The sequence below is a fragment of the Duganella sp. CY15W genome (genome assembly GCF_009857555.1).
Classification (GTDB): domain Bacteria; phylum Pseudomonadota; class Gammaproteobacteria; order Burkholderiales; family Burkholderiaceae_D; genus Rugamonas; species Rugamonas sacchari.
The window spans coordinates 1420281-1436695 of the sequence record NZ_WWCQ01000001.1 but is presented as its reverse complement, the minus strand read 5'-3'; the positions used below and the strand labels follow the sequence as shown (position 1 = coordinate 1436695).

Annotated in this window: 13 protein-coding genes; 3 read left to right on the top strand and 10 right to left on the bottom strand. The window is 61.6% G+C overall.

The window, feature by feature from the left end; all coding sequences use genetic code 11:
- Positions 1 to 3: 3 nt before the first annotated feature.
- The 5 genes from GTP58_RS06660 to GTP58_RS06640 form a co-directional block, all read right to left on the bottom strand.
- Positions 4 to 1086, bottom strand: a complete 1083-nt coding sequence (locus GTP58_RS06660; RefSeq protein WP_229215438.1) for a glycoside hydrolase family 43 protein — start codon at positions 1084 to 1086, stop codon at positions 4 to 6.
- A gap of 100 nt (positions 1087 to 1186) precedes the next feature.
- Positions 1187 to 2236: a glycine betaine/L-proline ABC transporter substrate-binding protein ProX gene (gene proX / locus GTP58_RS06655; RefSeq protein ID WP_161076748.1), complete on the bottom strand. Its 1050-nt coding sequence runs from the start codon at positions 2234 to 2236 to the stop codon at positions 1187 to 1189.
- A gap of 15 nt (positions 2237 to 2251) precedes the next feature.
- On the bottom strand, positions 2252 to 3331 hold the full coding sequence (gene proW / locus GTP58_RS06650) for a glycine betaine/L-proline ABC transporter permease ProW (protein ID WP_161076747.1): 1080 nt from the start codon (positions 3329 to 3331) through the stop codon (positions 2252 to 2254).
- On the bottom strand, positions 3328 to 4563 hold the full coding sequence (proV, locus tag GTP58_RS06645) for a glycine betaine/L-proline ABC transporter ATP-binding protein ProV (RefSeq protein ID WP_161076746.1): 1236 nt from the start codon (positions 4561 to 4563) through the stop codon (positions 3328 to 3330). The genes proW and proV overlap by 4 nt, the downstream gene beginning before the upstream one ends.
- Before the next feature lie 402 nt (positions 4564 to 4965).
- Positions 4966 to 5661 carry a phosphatase PAP2 family protein gene (locus tag GTP58_RS06640; protein ID WP_161076745.1) on the bottom strand — a complete coding sequence of 232 codons (696 nt, stop codon included), beginning with the start codon at positions 5659 to 5661 and terminating at the stop codon, positions 4966 to 4968.
- Between the two features lie 112 nt (positions 5662 to 5773).
- On the opposite strand from GTP58_RS06640, the gene GTP58_RS31255 reads away from it, so the two are divergent.
- Positions 5774 to 7909 carry a RimK family alpha-L-glutamate ligase gene (locus GTP58_RS31255; protein ID WP_229215437.1) on the top strand — a complete coding sequence of 712 codons (2136 nt, stop codon included), beginning with the start codon at positions 5774 to 5776 and terminating at the stop codon, positions 7907 to 7909.
- Positions 7910 to 7915: 6 nt separating this feature from the next.
- Here the strand turns inward: GTP58_RS31255 and GTP58_RS06630 are convergent, their stop codons facing one another.
- From GTP58_RS06630 to GTP58_RS06610, 5 genes are all read right to left on the bottom strand, one after another.
- Positions 7916 to 8308 carry a histidine kinase gene (locus GTP58_RS06630; RefSeq protein WP_202413489.1) on the bottom strand — a complete coding sequence of 131 codons (393 nt, stop codon included), beginning with the start codon at positions 8306 to 8308 and terminating at the stop codon, positions 7916 to 7918.
- Between the two features lie 12 nt (positions 8309 to 8320).
- Positions 8321 to 9073, bottom strand: coding sequence for a hypothetical protein (locus GTP58_RS06625; protein ID WP_161076744.1), 753 nt, complete (start codon positions 9071 to 9073; stop codon positions 8321 to 8323).
- Between the two features lie 27 nt (positions 9074 to 9100).
- Entirely contained in the window at positions 9101 to 11188 is a 2088-nt protein-coding gene (locus GTP58_RS06620; RefSeq protein WP_161076743.1) for a TonB-dependent receptor domain-containing protein, read from the bottom strand.
- Positions 11189 to 11264: 76 nt separating this feature from the next.
- The gene (locus GTP58_RS06615) at positions 11265 to 12572 is read right to left on the bottom strand and encodes an ATP-binding protein (protein ID WP_161076742.1); all 1308 of its coding nucleotides are present in this window, start codon (positions 12570 to 12572) and stop codon (positions 11265 to 11267) included.
- The gene (locus GTP58_RS06610) at positions 12569 to 13228 is read right to left on the bottom strand and encodes a response regulator transcription factor (protein ID WP_161076741.1); all 660 of its coding nucleotides are present in this window, start codon (positions 13226 to 13228) and stop codon (positions 12569 to 12571) included. Before GTP58_RS06610 ends, GTP58_RS06615 begins: the two co-directional genes overlap by 4 nt.
- A 229-nt stretch (positions 13229 to 13457) precedes the next feature.
- On the opposite strand from GTP58_RS06610, the gene GTP58_RS06605 reads away from it, so the two are divergent.
- Together GTP58_RS06605 and GTP58_RS06600 are read left to right on the top strand one after the other, a co-directional pair.
- A complete protein-coding gene (locus tag GTP58_RS06605) occupies positions 13458 to 15680 on the top strand; it encodes a TonB-dependent receptor (RefSeq protein WP_161076740.1) in 2223 nt (740 codons plus the stop codon).
- A 26-nt stretch (positions 15681 to 15706) separates the two neighbouring features.
- A complete protein-coding gene (locus tag GTP58_RS06600) occupies positions 15707 to 16402 on the top strand; it encodes a phosphatase PAP2 family protein (RefSeq protein WP_161076739.1) in 696 nt (231 codons plus the stop codon).
- The last annotated feature ends 13 nt before the right edge of the window (positions 16403 to 16415 follow it).

Below are 16415 nucleotides of genomic sequence, written 5' to 3'. Positions count from 1 at the left end.
CTGCTACTGGTCAGCGGGCGCCAACCTTCGCGCGGCGACGCCCTCGGTGGTGATAACAACCGGCCGTATCGTGCCGTCCTCGTTAAAGTGCAGATGTTCGATGGCCAGTTCGCGGTGATTGCCGTCGGTCTCCGTGAGCGGCCGGCGGTGGTAGGCGATGTACCAGTCATCGGTGCCCGGAATGTTGACTACCGAATGATGGCCCGCGCCGCGCGCCACCTTGCTATCCTGCTGCAGGATTTTGCCAACGCGCTTGAAAGGCCCGAGCGGCGATGAACTCATCGCGTACGCCACGCTGTAATCGGGACCGGTCCACCCTCCTTCCGACCACATGAAGTAATACACGCCCTTGCGCTTGGCCATGAACGGCCCTTCGACGTACTCGGGGTCCGGCGTGATCTCCTTGAACATGGTACCGTCGTCGAATGGCACGACGCTGAGCAGGTCCGGCGCCAGCCTGACCACATTGGCGTGCTTCCAGCCGCCGTAGTACAGATAGAACTGGCCGTCGTCATCCTTGAACACCATCTGGTCGATCGGCTGGGCGCCATTGTGGATCTGCCCGATCAACGGCCTTCCCAGCGCATCCTTGAACGGCCCTTCCGGCTTATCGCTCACGGCCACGCCAATGCCGCCAAGCTGGTCGTTGCTCTTGATGTCGTTGGCGCCAAAAAACAGATAGTACTTGCCCTGATGTTCAATCGCCGACGGCGCCCATACGGCATAGGCCGCCCACGACACATTCTCCACATCGAGCACGTGCGGATGTTTGGTCCAGTGCACCAGGTCCGGCGACGAGAAGGCGTTGAAGAAGGTGATTTTCAGGTAGGGTTCCCAGATCAGCTGGGATTGCGCACGCATGCGCTGCTGTTCAGGCGTGAAGTGCTTCGACCGGTCCGGCGCGCCATAGTCGGCGGAGTACGTCGGATAGATCCAGTATTGGCCGTTAAAGATACGGATTTCCGGATCGGCGTACCAGCCCGGCACAATCGGATTGACAGCGCTGGACGTACTCACCGCGCCTGCCAGGCAGAGCGTCAGCAGAAAATGGGATAAACCATTTATTTTTTTCTTGGGCGTCATCATGCAGTCTCCATCAATGGCTTGTCCCAAGCATAAACGCGGAGTACCGCGAAAAAGAAAAAGCCGCTGAAAAGCGGCCTTGTTTAGCGTGTTTAGTAAATCATCACGGCGTTGCAGCGGACAGCGCCTGCGCAATCCAGCTATCGAACAGCTGCTGGTGATATTTGATCCAGCCCTCGGTATGGCGCACGATATCGGCCTGTGTGCTTTCGCCATCACGCATGCGCTGGTTTTGCGCGTTGATGTCGGCAATCGGCAAGCGCATGACTTCAAACAGCTTGACCGCCGCCGGATTATGCTCGGCCCAGGCGCGATTGACGACAATGCGTGTGGTGGCGACCGGGAAGCCATAATCGCTGCCGTCATCCAGCCGGGTGTTGGCATGCTGCGGATTGGACGAGAACGGCACTTGCAGCCAGACCACATCCTTGCCCGGCACCAGCACCCCGCTCACCCAGTACGGCGTCCACGTGTAGTACAAAATCGGCTCGCCGCGCTTGTAACGGCCGATGGTATCCGCCATCAGTGCGGCATAGCTGCCTTGCACATGCTTGACTGTCGCGCGCAGCTTGTAGGCGTCCATATGGTTTTCGATCATGGCCTCGCAGCCCCAGCCCGGGCTGCAACCGGTCAGGTCGGCCTTGCCGTCGCCATCGTGGTCAAACAGCTTGGCCAGGCCAGGGTCGCGCAACTGGTCGATATTGCTGATGTTGTACTTTTCGGCCGTGGCCTTGTCGATCAGATAGCCCTGGGCCGCCGGACCGGCATACGCGCCGATGCGCAGCAGCTTGGCGTCACCACCGGCATTGTCATAGTAGCTCTGGTGCAGCGGGTCCCAATGGACTGCGAGGAAGGTGGCGTCACCATTGGCGATGGCGACGTGCGCGGTGGGATATTCCACTTCCTTCACCGGCTGCGGCGCATAACCCAGCCTCTCCAGGGCGCGCTCGACCAGCATGGTCTGAAAGCTCTCCTCGGCCAGTGAGCTTTGCAGCGCCTGTACCTTGATGCCCTTGCCGGGCAGGCTGGCATCCGGTGTTTGCGCCATGGCCAGGCCGGTGGTCAAGGTCAGCGCCGCCAGTGCCAGCGCCGCCAGCCACTTGAATTTACGATGCGTTTTATAGGTGATTTTAAATTGTTCAATACGTTGCATTACGATCCTTTCTTCTTATTGTGTAACGGCAGGCGTGCTCACCGCACCGCGCGCCGAACTGCCACGCAGCAGGCGCAAAACGATGCCTGCCGGGCCGGTCTGGTACCAGTGACGCACGCCACGGCGCGGCTGTCCCATCGCTTGCGTCAGGCGGTCCAGCGTGATGGCCAGCAGCACGATGCCAAGGCCACCGACGGTTGCCAGGCCCATATCCAGACGGCCAATCCCGCGCAACACCATCTGCCCAAGGCCACCCACCGCGATCATGGAGGCGATCACCACCATCGACAGCGACAACATCAGCGACTGGTTGACGCCCGCCATAATCGACGGCATGGCCAGCGGCAGCTGCACGCGGGTCAGCAACTGCCACGGCGAAGCGCCATAGGCACGCGCCGCTTCAATCAGGTCGGGACGCACCTGGCGTATGCCGAGGCTGGTCAGGCGCACCAGCGGCGGCAAGGCGAAGACAATGGTCACGATCACGCCGGGCGCGTTGCCGATGCCGAACAACATCACCACCGGCACCAGGTACACAAAGGCCGGCGTGGTCTGCATGGCATCCAGCAGCGGACGCAGGATGTTTTGCGCACGGTCGCTATTGGCCAGGAAAATCCCCAGCGGCAAACCGATCAGCAGGCAGAACGCAAGCGACGTCAGTACCAGCGACAGAGTGGTCATCGCTTCCGGCCAGACACCCAGCATCGCCACAACCAGCAGCGCCAGTACGGTACCGGCGGCAAGCGCGCGGCGCGTAAACTGCCAGGCCAGCAAGCCGATAATGGCAATCACCATCAGCGATGGCGCCGCCATCAGTACTTCGCCCACGCCGTTCAGCGTGGCATCAATCGGCAGGCGTACGGCCTGGAAGAATGGCCGGCAATGCTCAACGACCCAGCCCAGGCCCTGGTTGATCCAGGATTCCAGCGGTAGCGCACCGTCAAACAGGTGCGACAGTGGAACGCCGCTGGCGTGTTCGGCCGGCTTGGCGGCGTCGAGCCACGCGGTGTCGCCAGGTGGCGTCGGCAGCCATGGATTGACTGGGGCGGCTTGTTCTGCAACGGTTGCTGCGGTGTTGACGGTACTGGAAGTCATGCGTGTCCTTTCTGTGCTTGTGGTTCGGCAATCGGCGGCGTATCGCGGTCGAGGAATTTCAGCAAGGTGGTCCGGCTGATGGCGCCGTGGAAGCTGCCGTCATCGCCCACCACCGGCACCGCGTACGGCAATTGCGCCACCTGGCCGAACAGTCCCGCCACCGCTTCATTGGCGCGGATGGACTGCACTTCCGGCAGATAGGCGTGCTGCAGACCCAGCGGCCCCGTGTGGCCATCCAATGCATTGCGCAGCGAATCGGCCGACACCAGACCAAGGAACTTGCGCCTGGCATCGACGACATAGGCATAGCTCCGGTCCTGTTCTTCCAGCATCGACAATGCGGCCCGGGCGCCGCGGGTAGGCGATTCCGACACCACGATCTGGCTCTTGCGGGCAATGTCGCTGGCCTTGAACACCGCAGCGGCATCCACCCCGCGCACGAACTTGCAGACATAGTCATTGGCCGGCTTGCGCAGGATTTCTTCCGGCGTACCTACTTGCACCACATGGCCATCTTTCATGATCGCCACCCGGTCGCCGATACGCATGGCTTCATCGAGGTCGTGCGAAATAAAGACAATGGTGCGGCGCTTGATCTGCTGCAGGCGCAACAGCTCCGACTGCATGTCCACGCGCATGATGGGGTCCAATGCCGAGAACGCCTCATCCATGAGCAGGATGGACGGATCGCAGGCCAGCGCACGCGCCAGTCCCACGCGCTGCTGCATGCCGCCCGACAGTTCGTCCGGATAGCTGTTGGCATAAGCCGCAAGGCCAACCTGCTCCAGCGCCTGGCGCGCAAGCGCGTGGCGCTCGGCTTTGGGCACGCCGGCCAGTTCCATGCCGAATGCGGTGTTGTCCAGTACGGTAAGTTGCGGCAGCAGCGCGAATGACTGAAACACCATGCTGATGTCCTTGCGGCGCAAGGCGCGCAGCTGCGCGTCCGGCAGTGTGTTGATGTCGTTGCCGTCGATGAGAATACGGCCATCCGTCGGCTCGATCAGACGGTTCAGCATCCGCACCAGCGTCGACTTGCCCGAACCGGACAAGCCCATGATGACGAAGATCTCACCAGCTTCAATGGTAAACGTGGCGTCAAACACGCCGATGGTGCATGCCGTCCTGGCCAGGATGTCCTGCTTGCTGGCGCCCTGGCGGACCAAGGCCAGTGCGTCATCGGGCCGGTCGCCGAATACTTTGAATACATGGTCGATGATGATTTGTTTTGCCACGTTGTGGTCTCCTTCGATTTGACGAATGGAATGAAACCCGGCGAGCCGCAGGCTGGCGACGGGAATCAGCGAATCCTGCGCCGACGGTTATGCAACGGCGCAAAAGAAGCGCGCGCAAGCGACGGAGAAGGATGGAACACGGGGTAACCGGCGAGGCTCAAATAGAGAGCCGGTGTGCCGAGGTGTCATGTACGTGCTAAAAGAAGCTGGGACTCAGGACTCTTAGCCACGCAGGGTTGGGCGCATGGCCCGATACAGCAGCCCCAACCGGGGTGAATGTTGTAAATATACGTCATTATAACGCAGAAACACAACAATATCCAGTGACATTCCATATTGAAATATGGTAGCAATGTTCGCCAGCGAACAGACGAGCAAAATACGGCCTTCTCAGACGGCGTTTCACATTCGCTGCCGCAGCGAGAATGAGCCATTTTGATGGTTCATTCTCATCCGGCGCGTGGCATATGCCAGCCCTGCGCACCAGCAGAATGAAGCGCACCAGCCCGCCAACACATCCGATGGATAGTGCACCCCGAGATACATGCGGGAAGTGCCGACCGCCACCACATACGCCGCAGCCAACAGCCGCCATGCCCATTTCTGCCTGAGGCCGGCGGCCACCACCAGCAAGCTGCACGCCAGCGCCATGCTTTGCATCGCGTGGCCGCTGGGGAAACTATAGGAACTGACCGGGACCAGTGGCGCCCAAAACGCCGGACGCATCCGCTCGAAACCATGTTTGGCCGCGAGATTCAATAACAAGACGCCGAGATTGGCCGTCGCCAGGTAAATCACCGGCCACCGTTGCCATTGCAAACGCCAGGCCGCCAGCAACAGCAGCGGGATGATGACGGCGGCGGAACCCAGCCATGTCACAGCGCGCATGAGCTGATCCAATGGCTCGCTGGAGAACCCGCGCAGCCAGAACAGCACCGGCTGGTCAAAGAAAATGCTGTCGCCTTCCGCAACATCCTCTGCCAGCACGCCAAACAGTATCAGCGCTGCCAGCACTGCCACAAACAGCAGCAGCACCCGGCTGAGGTGTGGCCCTGGCCTGGCCATTTGCTGATCGTCGAGGTTGAAATAGTTACGCATGGTACGCAGCGTACTGAGCGCTGCATTAACGCAGGATTAAAGCCCATCTTTAATGCAGGCTTAACCTGCCAGCACCTACGATCGGCACACTCAAAGCATCAAAGGTATTTCCGTGATTATCGTGACCGATCTCGATGGCTGGCCATCGACCTTGTCGCTGCCGCCCGAACAGCGCTACGCGCCGGCGCCAGCGCAACTGCTTCACCACCTTGAACAAGTCAACGGCCATCCGGCACACTCCGTGCAGCCGCCGCCGGATCTGGAGGCGGACCTGCAGCAAGCCCTGATCGAGTTACCGGAAATCGTCAGGGCGCGCCTGCAGGATCACTTCCTCGGCATCTACTTTGTCGCCGGTGCCGGTTCCTCTGCGGCCACCGACATCGTGATCGGTCCCGGCGGTCATTTTCACGGCGCGCTCATCATGCTCGATGTCGAGGCGATTGCGCAGCGGACCGCCAACCAATGGATAAGCTGGCGGGAGAACATGCCATTCACCGCTGGCGCGCACCACATTACCGTACGCATTGCCGACGGCGACCAGGACAACCGCAAGAATGCCTTGCAGATGTTGCTGCTGCATGAGATTGGCCATGTGCTGTCGCTCGGCCGCAAGCTGGTGCCGGACTGGTGGCTGCAACCCGAAGAGCTGGGCACGACCGCTGACTATGCGTTCCTGTCACTGTCCTGGGAAATCGCAGGTCAGGGAACCGTCCGGCCGCGTGCGGAAAATGGTTTTTCTGGCCGCGCCCAGTTGCGCTATTACAATCAGCCACAACTGCCATCAGACGGTATCCTGCCGATGTATCACGCGCTACTGGAAACCAATCTGTTCACCATGTATGGCGCGCAAAGCGCGGCGGAAGACTTCGCGGAGTCCTTCGCGCTGTATGTCCACATCGTGCTGATGCAAAAGCCTTACTTTGTACGCATCCATGAGAACCAGCGCCTGCTGATGCAGTATGCCCGCGAATGGGACGATCCCCGCCTTGCCGGCAAACGGGCGGTGCTGGAACAATTGCTGCCCGACCTGCCCGCCCAGCTGCGTCGGCCATTCGCACCGCTGCACGGCGTCGCTGCGCTGATGCGGCGTGCGTTCCGTGGCGAAAACATGGTGCCGATCGCCACCGCGCTGGTCGAACGGGCACAGGCCTGGCCACAGGATGCCCACGCCTACCTGGACTGTTCCACCGTCCTGCAGCTTACCGGCGAGCGCGACATCGCCATGCAGCTGCAGGCCGAGGCGCTCCGCTTGCAACAACACTACCTTTTGCCGTATGGCGGCACGCAACCTGCCTTGCGGCTGCTGGTCATCATGGCGTCGGGAGATTTAATGGCCAACACGCCGGTGGAGTTCTTGCTGGAACAAGGCGATGTGGCGCTCGAGCTACTCTATCTGGGCGACGAAATCCCCTGGCCAGCCACCTTCCCTGCGCATGATGTGCTGATGGTTGCCATCGCCGAATCCGACGCTAACCAGCCGCTGCTGCAACGTTTGGCGGAGCAGCTGGCAAGCTGGCCGCATCCGGTACTGAACCGTCCTGAACATATCGCCGTCCTGTCACGCGACGGCGCCTGGCGCGCGCTGGCGGGAACATGCGGCGTGCTCATGCCGCAGACCCGGCGCAGCACGCGCGCTGACCTGGCGTCGCTGGCGGTACGGCCGGAAAGCTTGTCCAGCCTGCTGCCCGGCGCAAGCTTCCCGCTGATCGTGCGCCCGCTAGGTTCACACGCTGGCCAAAATCTCGAGAAAATCGACACAGCGGACGCGCTGGCCGCCTATCTGGCGCGCGTGCCGGCCCAACAATTTTACCTGGCCAGTTTTGTTGACTACAGCGGCGCCGATGGATTATTCCGCAAGCTGCGCGTGGTGCTCATCAATGGCCAGCCCTACCTCTGCCATCATGCGATTTCATCGCACTGGATGGTGCATTATCTGAATGCCGGCATGGATCACAGCGCCGGCAAGCGCGCCGAAGAGGCCGAGAGCATGCAGCAGTTTGACACCGGTTTCGCGAAGCGCCACGCCGAAGCATTGGCGGACATCCAGCGCCGCCTGCAACTGCCCTACCTCGGCATCGACTGCGCCGAAACACCGGATGGCCGCCTGCTGATCTTTGAGGTGGATAACGCCATGATCGTCCACGTCATGGATGACGAGCAGCTGTATCCGTACAAGCAGCCGGCCATGCGGAAAGTATTTGACGCTTTCCGCAGCCTGCTGGATCAGTTTTCCTGGCGCCAGGATTAAGCGCGGCTACTTACCGTATTTGTCCAGGTCCGCCAGCAATTCCGCCAGTGCCTTCTTGCAGGCGCTGGCATCGGGATGGCTGGCCCGTAAGGCATCCAGAGCACGGTCCAGCGACTTGTCGACCACATGCCAGTCCGCTGCCGCACGGGGTTTCAGACCTGCCTCGGCCTGGTCCCAGCTGGTTTCCAGATCCTTGATACGGGCCTTGGCGCCAGCCAGATCGCCCTTGTCGACAATGGCGGCGGTGTCGGCGGCGATCTGGCGGAACTTGCTGAGATCACCGAGCTTGCTTGCTGCGGCCTGTGCGGCGGGCAGCATATTGGCCAGCAGCGGGGCATCGGCAACCGCCAGCGCAAAAGTGCAGGCAGCGGCAACAGTAATGGCAGATAAGCGTTTCATCGTAATTCCTTTCTAGGGTTGTGAAGCTGGGTGCGACGACGTACGGCTGAGGATGGCCACCAGTGCGGCAATCACCAGCAGGAAAGCAATGCTGGTGTTGACGGTGCCCCAGCCGATGCCGCCATATTCGGGCGCCTGCGATAACAGATCACCCAGCGAGGCGCCGAGCGGCCGGGTCAGGATGTACGCCAGCCAGAAGCTCAGCACTGGATTGGCGCCGCAACGGAAAGCGACATAGATCGCGCCAATCAGCGCGCCAAAAACCAATACGCCGAGACGGAAGCCCAGCCCCAGCGCTTCGGTCGCCAGGTCGCCGGCCGCCGTCCCCAGCGCAAACGTGAACAGAATGGCAGACCAGTAGAACAGCTCGCGCCGCCGCGTAAAAATGGTATGGATAGACAGCGTGCGCTCGCGCCGGTGCCACAGGAAGAACACCGTGGCCAGCAGCAGGCTGAACACCCCCGTGCTGAGATACAGGCTGACGCCCAGGCCATCCGTAAGCGCATCGGTGATTTGGGTGCCGACTACACTCAATAGCACCACCGACAGCCAGTACACCCATGGCACATAACGCGGCTGACGCAACTGCCAGTTCAGCGCCACCAGCAGCAGGCAGGCACTGATGGCGTCCGTAAACAGCGTGCCCAGGCCGACATTCACGGCCAGGTAGTCCGCGCCCGTTTCACCAACGGTGGTCGATAAAATTTTAATTAGCCAGAAGCTCAGCGTTACTTCCGGCACCTTGTTAAGCGTAGTTGTCTGCATGGCGTAGTCCTCGTCACAAAAGCTGGGTTATTCGTAGTTGAAGTCGGCGTCTTTGACTTTTCGGTTGCCACCGAAAGTCCAGGACAACCCGAGATAGGCGACCTGCCCCATTTGCTGACGGCGGTAGCGGCCGGTAAAGTCAGGCGTCTCATACACCCGGCGTTGACGCTGCGAATTGAATGCGTCGGACAATGTGGCCACCAGCGTCCATTGCTCGTCAACCTGATGCCGGTAGCCGAAGTTGACCACCGTGAATGGCAGGATGTAGCCTTGCGGCGTCAAACGCTTGCCGCGGTAGTTGGCGCCCAGCTGGACGCGGTCACGCGCACTGAGTTGATAGTCCAGCGTGCCCTTGCCATTGAAGCCGGTGTTAGAACGGTTGCTGCCGCCGCCGAGCACCTGGCCAATGATCTGGTTGTAGAACAGGTTGCCGCTGGCGTTGTAGTTCAGTCCCGGCAGCAGCTTGCCGGCTGCAGCAAACTCCAGGCCGCCCGACTGGCTGGTCGGCATATTGGCCTTGGTGACCAGTACGACGTCGTTGTCCAGTGGCGTCAGGATCTCGGTATCGCCATCGCGGCTGCGGCGGTAGTAGGCGGTCAGCCCGTACGAGGCACCGCCCGCCTCGTGCCGGTAGCCCAATTCCAGCGCATCCGTTACCTGCGGCCGCAACGCCGGATTGCCCTGGCGCAGATTGCGCGGGTCGGCGGCGTTGATGTAGGGATTGAGGTCTTCCGGGTCCGGCTTCTTTACCCGCCTGCTGTACCCCAGCGACAGCACATCATTGTCATTGAGCGTGTACAGCAGATTCAGGGTGGGAAACAGCTTGCGGTAGTGCTGGGTACTGGCGTCGCCGGAAATCCGCTGCAAGGTACGGATATCGGTTTGCTCCACCCGCAGACCGCCCAACGTCTCGAGCGCCCCGCGCTTGACGGCATAGGTCGTATAGATCGCGTTGACGGCCTGGCGGTAGCGGAAACGGTTGTCGGCCGCCGGATTGACGACCGGCGGTTCGCCCGCGCCCACCGCGCTCCAATTATTGAAGGCGTTGTGGTTGTATTCGACGTCATAGCCCATCTTCAGCGTCGCACCTTCGCCATCCGGGCGCACATATGCGCCGGTGAATTTCGACACATCAAACACCTGCTGGCCAAAATCACGCTGCAACGCGGGGTCCGCATGCAGCGTCCGGTAGTCGTACAGATTGGTTTCGATCGAGTGGCTGCGTTGCAGATACAGCGACCACGCTTCGCCAGGATGCGCCAGCTTCTGTTCATAGCTCAGGGCCACGCCTGCATCGGTGCGCGGCCCGCCGCCATTGCCGAAGCGCTGATAGGCCGGCAGATCGGCGGGCAGCGTATCCTGCGACGAAATACGCCGTTCGGTGCGGCTGGCATAGTCCAGCGTCAGGCCCAGTGTCTGGCGCTCATTCGGGGTATATTTTGCCGCTCCCTTGCCGTACCAGCGGTCGTTGGTTTCATCCAGCACCTGATGCGAGCTGGTGAGTCCACCGTCGCGCGGGCCAACCAGCGTGTCGGTCACACGCTGGCGCCAGTCCTTGCGGTTGCCGATGCTGCCGCTCAGGTCGAGCGGTCCGTTGTTGTAACTGCCGGACAGCGCGCCATTGTGGCGGCCGTTGTTGCCCAGGTTGGCCAGCAACTGCCCCGCCGCACCGCGCTTGCGGTTCTTCCTGGTCACGATGTTGATGATGCCGCCCGCGCCATCGGGCTTGAATTCCGCCGACGGCGACGTGATGATTTCGATTTGCTCGATATCCGCCGCAGAGAAACCCATCAGCGCGCCGCCGCGCGCAGCGCCTTGCATCTGGCTCGATGGCCTGCCGTCGATCAGCACGGTAACGCTGCTGTCTCCGCGCAGGCTGACATTGCCGTCAATATCAACATCCACGGCCGGGATATTGTTGAGCAGGTCGGCAGCGTTGCCGGTACTGGACTGCAGGTCGGCGTCGGCGCGATACACTTTGCGGTCGATCTTGTTGATGACATCGGCCCGCTTGCCTGCCACCACCACCGTTGAGGGTGTGTCGGCGCTTTGCGCATGGGCGATACCGGTCATCAGGACCAGCATCGCAGGAAGGGCAGGACGGGATAGGGACATGCTAACGCGCTTTCAGTGACATTCAGAGATGCCAGCATTAGAGCAAACGCATTGTTAACCGCGTATTAAGCACTCGTCATCCGGCCAGCAGATGAGGAAAAGAGGCAGTGACCATCAGGCCACGGCTGCCATTGGTGTTCAGACGGATCAGCGCATGGTGTGCATCCGCCACGCTTTTGACGATCGACAGTCCCAGGCCGCAGCCCCAGACAGTATTGCCGTCCGGCCGGTAGAAGCGGTCAAACAGCCGTTCGCGCCCCTCCTCCGGCACGCCCGGTCCATTGTCGGCGACGCGCAGGAAAGGCCGTCCGTGCTCCATGCCCACCGAGACATCCACCCGGCCACCCGGCTGCGTGTAACGCAAGGCGTTATCGACCAGATTGCTCAGCATGACCGCCAGTCCCTCCTGATGCGCGCTGATGTCCAGCGCATCGATGGCGGCGCTGACACCAAGATCGATCTGTTTGCTCTCCGCATAAATCGCATGGTCGGCGACCACCTGGCGCGCCAGCTTCAACAGGTCCACCCGCTGAGGCACCGGCGGTGCCCCGCCCTGCTCCTGCCGCGCCAGCGTCATGAGCTGCTGCACCAGATGGGTTGCGCGGTCGAGGCGCTCATGCAGCTTGCGAAACGCCGTCTGCCGCGCGCCGTCCTCCGCCCGTTCGGCCAGCTGCAATTGCAACTTCAATGCGGTCAGCGGCGACCGCAACTCATGCGCCGCATCAGCAACGAAGTTACGCTGCGTTGCAATTGCGCTTTCCACCTTGCCCAGCAGGACATTCAGCGCCATCACGATGGGATGCAATTCCGGCGGCAGCCCCGTGGCTGCCAGCGGCTGCAACGCGGCCGGCGTACGGCCACGCACGGCTTGCGTCAGTTTTTCCAGCGGCTGCATGGAGCGGCCCACGACAACCCAGATCATGATGGCCATGGCCGGCAACAGCAGCAGCAACGGCGGCGCGATGCGCAGCGCCATCTCAGCCGCCACCCGCTGGCGGATCGCAATGGGCTGTGACACCTGGACGTTGAAGCCGGACACCGTATCGGAATAAACCCGCCAGCGTTGGCCCTGATGGGCGACGGTGGAAAAACCCTGCGGCCGCGGAAACGGCAGCGCAGGCGCCGCCACCGACAGATGCACCGGCACGCCGTCGGCACGCCAGGCCTGGACGTCAAAGCGGTCATCGGGATCGTTTTCGTGCGGCAGTTGCCAGTCCTGCTGCGCCTGCAACGGCAATGACCACGCGAGCAGCCGCAGACGCTGGTCCGACTGTTCATCCGCCTCATGGTCGGCCAGCTTATACAGCAGCATGGTGGCCGCCAGCGTGCACACGATGGCGCCCGTCATCAGGCCGATCAACAGACGGGTGCGGATCGTCGTCATGCCGCGCACAGCTTATAACCAACGCCACGTATATTCTGGATAAAGCCGCTGCCGAGTTTTTTGCGCAGGTGGTGGATGTAGACGTCTATCGTATTGCTCTCGATTTCCTCGCCCCAGCCATAGATGCGCTCTTCGAGCTGGCTCTTGGACACCACGCTGCCCGGCGTATCCAGCAAGGCCCGCAGCACGGCGAACTCGCGCGCGGGCAAATGCAGCGGCAAGCCGTGCAGGCTGGCGACATGCGCCGCCAGATCGACCCGCAGTCCGCAGTAGTTGACCACGGCCTGATGCTGCGGCTTGCCACGGCGCAGCAACGCACGGATGCGGGCCAGCAGTTCATCCACCTCAAACGGCTTGACCAGGTAATCATCGCCGCCGCCATCCAGCCCTTCGACCCGGGACGCGGTGGCGTCGCGCGCCGTAACGATCAGCACCGGTGTGGCGCCGCCCTGCGCGCGATACTGGCGCAGCACCTGCATGCCCTGTTTCCTGGGCAGCCCCAGGTCCAGCAACAGCAGGTCATACACGTCCTGGCGCAAGGCCAACAGGCCGCTATCGCCGTCGCGGACCCAGTCCACGGCGTAGTTCTCGCGCCGCAGCACCTCTTCCATGCTTTCCCCGATCATGGGGTCGTCTTCGATTAATAGCAGACGCATTGTCGTCCCCTGACTGATTCAACGGGGACAGTCTACGAAACGCTTCATTAAGCGCGCATTAACACGCGGCGGCCGGCCGAGCATGCCTCAGCAACTATTAACCCAACATTAAAAAATGCACACATGGATGGAAATACAACGGCCAACTTGCCATCCGCAAGCATGTCATGGAGGCGACATAAAGCGCTTCTAAGCTCTGCGGTTTTTCATCCATGGCTAAGGACATTTGATGTATTCACATTCCCTCCCCCCACGTTTCGCGCTGGCGCTGCTGGCTGGCCTGCTGCACAGCGTCTACGCCCATGCGGCCGATGCGCCCGCCGCCGCTGACAGCGACGCCCTGGCAAATGGCCCAACGCCGATCGTGGAAATCCGCTCCTCGCTGAATACCGCCGCGTCCAGCGCACCGTCCAAGGCCTCGCTCGACGCCCGCTCGGCCCTGTCGGAAGTCAGCGACCAGTTTGTGCGCGACTTTACCTCGCCGGTGGCGGACTACAGCCAGGTACTGCAGATGGCGCCCGGCATGTTCAGCTACAGCCCCAACGGCGTCGGCCTGGGCGACAACAAGACCACCATGCGCGGCCTGGCCGATGGCAACAGCGTCATCGCATTTGACGGCATCCCGTTCAATGACACCAATGGCGTCAGCCACCACGCATGGGTGTTCTTCCCGAGCCAGTTCACGGGCGGCGCGGTGATTGACCGCAGCCCTGGTTCCGCCGCCACCATCGGCCAGGCCACCTACGGCGGCTCGATCAATCTGCTGTCGCGCGAACTGGACAGCCAGCAGCGCACCAGCGTCACCGGCTCGTACGGCACCTGGAACACCTCGCTGGTCGGGCTGGAGCATGCGACTGGCCACTTCGGCCCGGATGGCAACTCGAACCTGCTCATCAACCTGCATGAAATGAAGTCGGACGGCTACCAGACCTACAACAAGCAGAAGCGCGATGCCGCTTCGCTCAAATACCGTTACCAGCTCAGCGACAACACCGCCGTGACGCTGTTTTCCTCGTGGCTGAACCTGACCAACAACACGCCCAACATCAAGGGCCTGACGCGCGCCAACTATGACCAGGGCAACTACAACACCCTGCTCAGCGGCGATCCAGGCAAGGGCAATTACTGGGGCTTTAACTTCTACGACATCTCGACCGCGTTCAACTACATCGGCGTGACAAGCAACCTGGGCGGCGGCTGGAAGCTGGAAGACAAGGCCTATGTTTACCGCTACTGGAACAAGCAGAACTACAACAACAGTGCCACCGTCATCAGCACCACCAGCGCAATTGACAAGCTCAACTCCTACCTGACCAAGGGGAATCTGCTGCGCCTGAGCCAGGAATCGTCGCTGGGCATACTGCGCACCGGCGTCTGGTATGACTATGCGAAAAGCTACCGTTACCAGATTCCAAGCGATCCGCGCACCTGGGTCGACCAGGCCGCGCCCAACTTCAGCGAAACCTACAAGACCACCACGGTCCAGCCCTACGTCGAATATGAATTCCACGTCACTCCGGCGCTGCGCATCACGCCCGGTGTCAAATACGCGTCCTATAAACAGGATTTCCGTCACCTCCAGGATAACGGCGGCGCCGTCGGCCCGCTGGGTGGCGTGTACAACAAGACTAGCGGCACCATCACGGGTGGCGCGCCGTATATCGACAATGCCGTGACATACACCGACACGCTGCCGTCGCTGGATCTGCACTACCAGATCACGCCAGGCTGGACCGCTTACGCGCAGATCGCACGCGGCGACCAGATTCCATCGACCAGCGTATTCGACGTGCCAAACGCCAGGGTGGCGACCACGCCCAAGGCCACCAAGTCGACCACCACCCAGTTCGGCACCGTATGGCAGTCGGAACAATGGACCCTGGCGGCAGACGTCTACCGCATCCGCCTCGACAGCCCGTACTCGTCGTCGGTGGACCCGGTCAGCGGCAATGCCATGTATTTCCTGAACGGCAAAGAGATCAGCCAGGGTGTCGAGGCCGAAGGTACGGTCCTGCTGGGCAATGGCTTCAGCGTGTACGGCAACGCCACCGTGGGCACCACCAAATACGATACCGGCAAATGGGTGGCGGGCGCGCCGGCCGATACCGAAACGCTGTCGCTGAATTATCAGCACGCCGGCTGGAACAGCGGTGTATTCATCAAACGCGTCGGCAAGGTATATGCCGACAACGGCGCCACGCATGAGGCTTACGGTATCGATCCAGTCACCTTGGCCAACCTGTTCATCAACTACCGTCTCAAGAATCCGGTTTCCTTCGCGAAAACGGCCAAGCTGCAGTTGGGCGTCAACAACCTGTTCAACCGTCACAGCATTGTCGATGTGGCTGCGGCCGGTACCAAGACCAGTTCCAGCGCCGCGCCATCGCCGGCAGACGTGTTAACCGTGCTGCCCGCACGCAGCGTGTCGGCCAGCCTGACCCTCGATTTCTAACCTTTGATCTTTGAAAGCCCCCAACCATGCGCAAGCTCATCCTTCCACTGACCATCACCGTGCTGCTGGCCGCGCCGGCCTTCGCCGCCGAACCCATCTTTGCCGGTCCGGCCCAAACCCAGGCCCAGCTGATTCTGCCGGCGCCGCCCCTCGCCGATTCCGCAATCACCAGGGCCGAGCTGGCGGAACTGCATCGCCTGCAATCGACGCGCACCACAGCGGAAGAAGCCCAGGCCAAGGCGGACGACGCCGAAGAGTCGCTGTTCATCTACAAGACCGTGCTTGGCGATAAATTCAATTCCGCCGCGCTGCCGCTGACGACCGCATTCGGCAAGCGCGTCAAGAACGACGAGGGTGTCAACGCCATTCCCGCCAAGGAAGCATTCAAGCGCATCCGTCCCTACAATCTGGACAAAACCTTGCAGCCAGTCTGCAAGACCAAAACCAAGGACGATTCCTACCCAAGCGGCCATGCCACCGCCGGCTATCTGGCCGCGCTGACCCTGATCGAAATGGTGCCGGAGCAGCGTGACGCCATCCTGGCGCGCGCAGATGCGTATGCGAAAAACCGCCTGGTCTGCGGTGTGCACTACCCCAGCGATATCGCCGCCTCGAAATTGCTGGCCTATACCACCCATGCCGTGATGCACACCAATCCGCAGTATCAGGTGGAACTGGCGGCGGCCCGTGCCGAACTGCGCCACCAGCTGGGACTGGAATAAGCGGCGACGCGAT

Coding starts and splice junctions, on each gene's coding strand:
- GTP58_RS06600 (WP_161076739.1), top strand. CDS start 15,707: ATGCGCAAGCTCATCCTTCCACTGACCATCACCGTGCTGCTGGCCGCG.
- GTP58_RS06625 (WP_161076744.1), bottom strand. CDS start 9,073: ATGCAGACAACTACGCTTAACAAGGTGCCGGAAGTAACGCTGAGCTTC.
- proW (WP_161076747.1), bottom strand. CDS start 3,331: ATGACTTCCAGTACCGTCAACACCGCAGCAACCGTTGCAGAACAAGCC.
- GTP58_RS06610 (WP_161076741.1), bottom strand. CDS start 13,228: ATGCGTCTGCTATTAATCGAAGACGACCCCATGATCGGGGAAAGCATG.
- GTP58_RS06640 (WP_161076745.1), bottom strand. CDS start 5,661: ATGCGTAACTATTTCAACCTCGACGATCAGCAAATGGCCAGGCCAGGG.
- GTP58_RS06620 (WP_161076743.1), bottom strand. CDS start 11,188: ATGTCCCTATCCCGTCCTGCCCTTCCTGCGATGCTGGTCCTGATGACC.
- GTP58_RS06660 (WP_229215438.1), bottom strand. CDS start 1,086: ATGATGACGCCCAAGAAAAAAATAAATGGTTTATCCCATTTTCTGCTG.
- GTP58_RS06615 (WP_161076742.1), bottom strand. CDS start 12,572: ATGACGACGATCCGCACCCGTCTGTTGATCGGCCTGATGACGGGCGCC.
- proX (WP_161076748.1), bottom strand. CDS start 2,236: ATGCAACGTATTGAACAATTTAAAATCACCTATAAAACGCATCGTAAA.
- GTP58_RS06630 (WP_202413489.1), bottom strand. CDS start 8,308: ATGAAACGCTTATCTGCCATTACTGTTGCCGCTGCCTGCACTTTTGCG.
- GTP58_RS06605 (WP_161076740.1), top strand. CDS start 13,458: ATGTATTCACATTCCCTCCCCCCACGTTTCGCGCTGGCGCTGCTGGCT.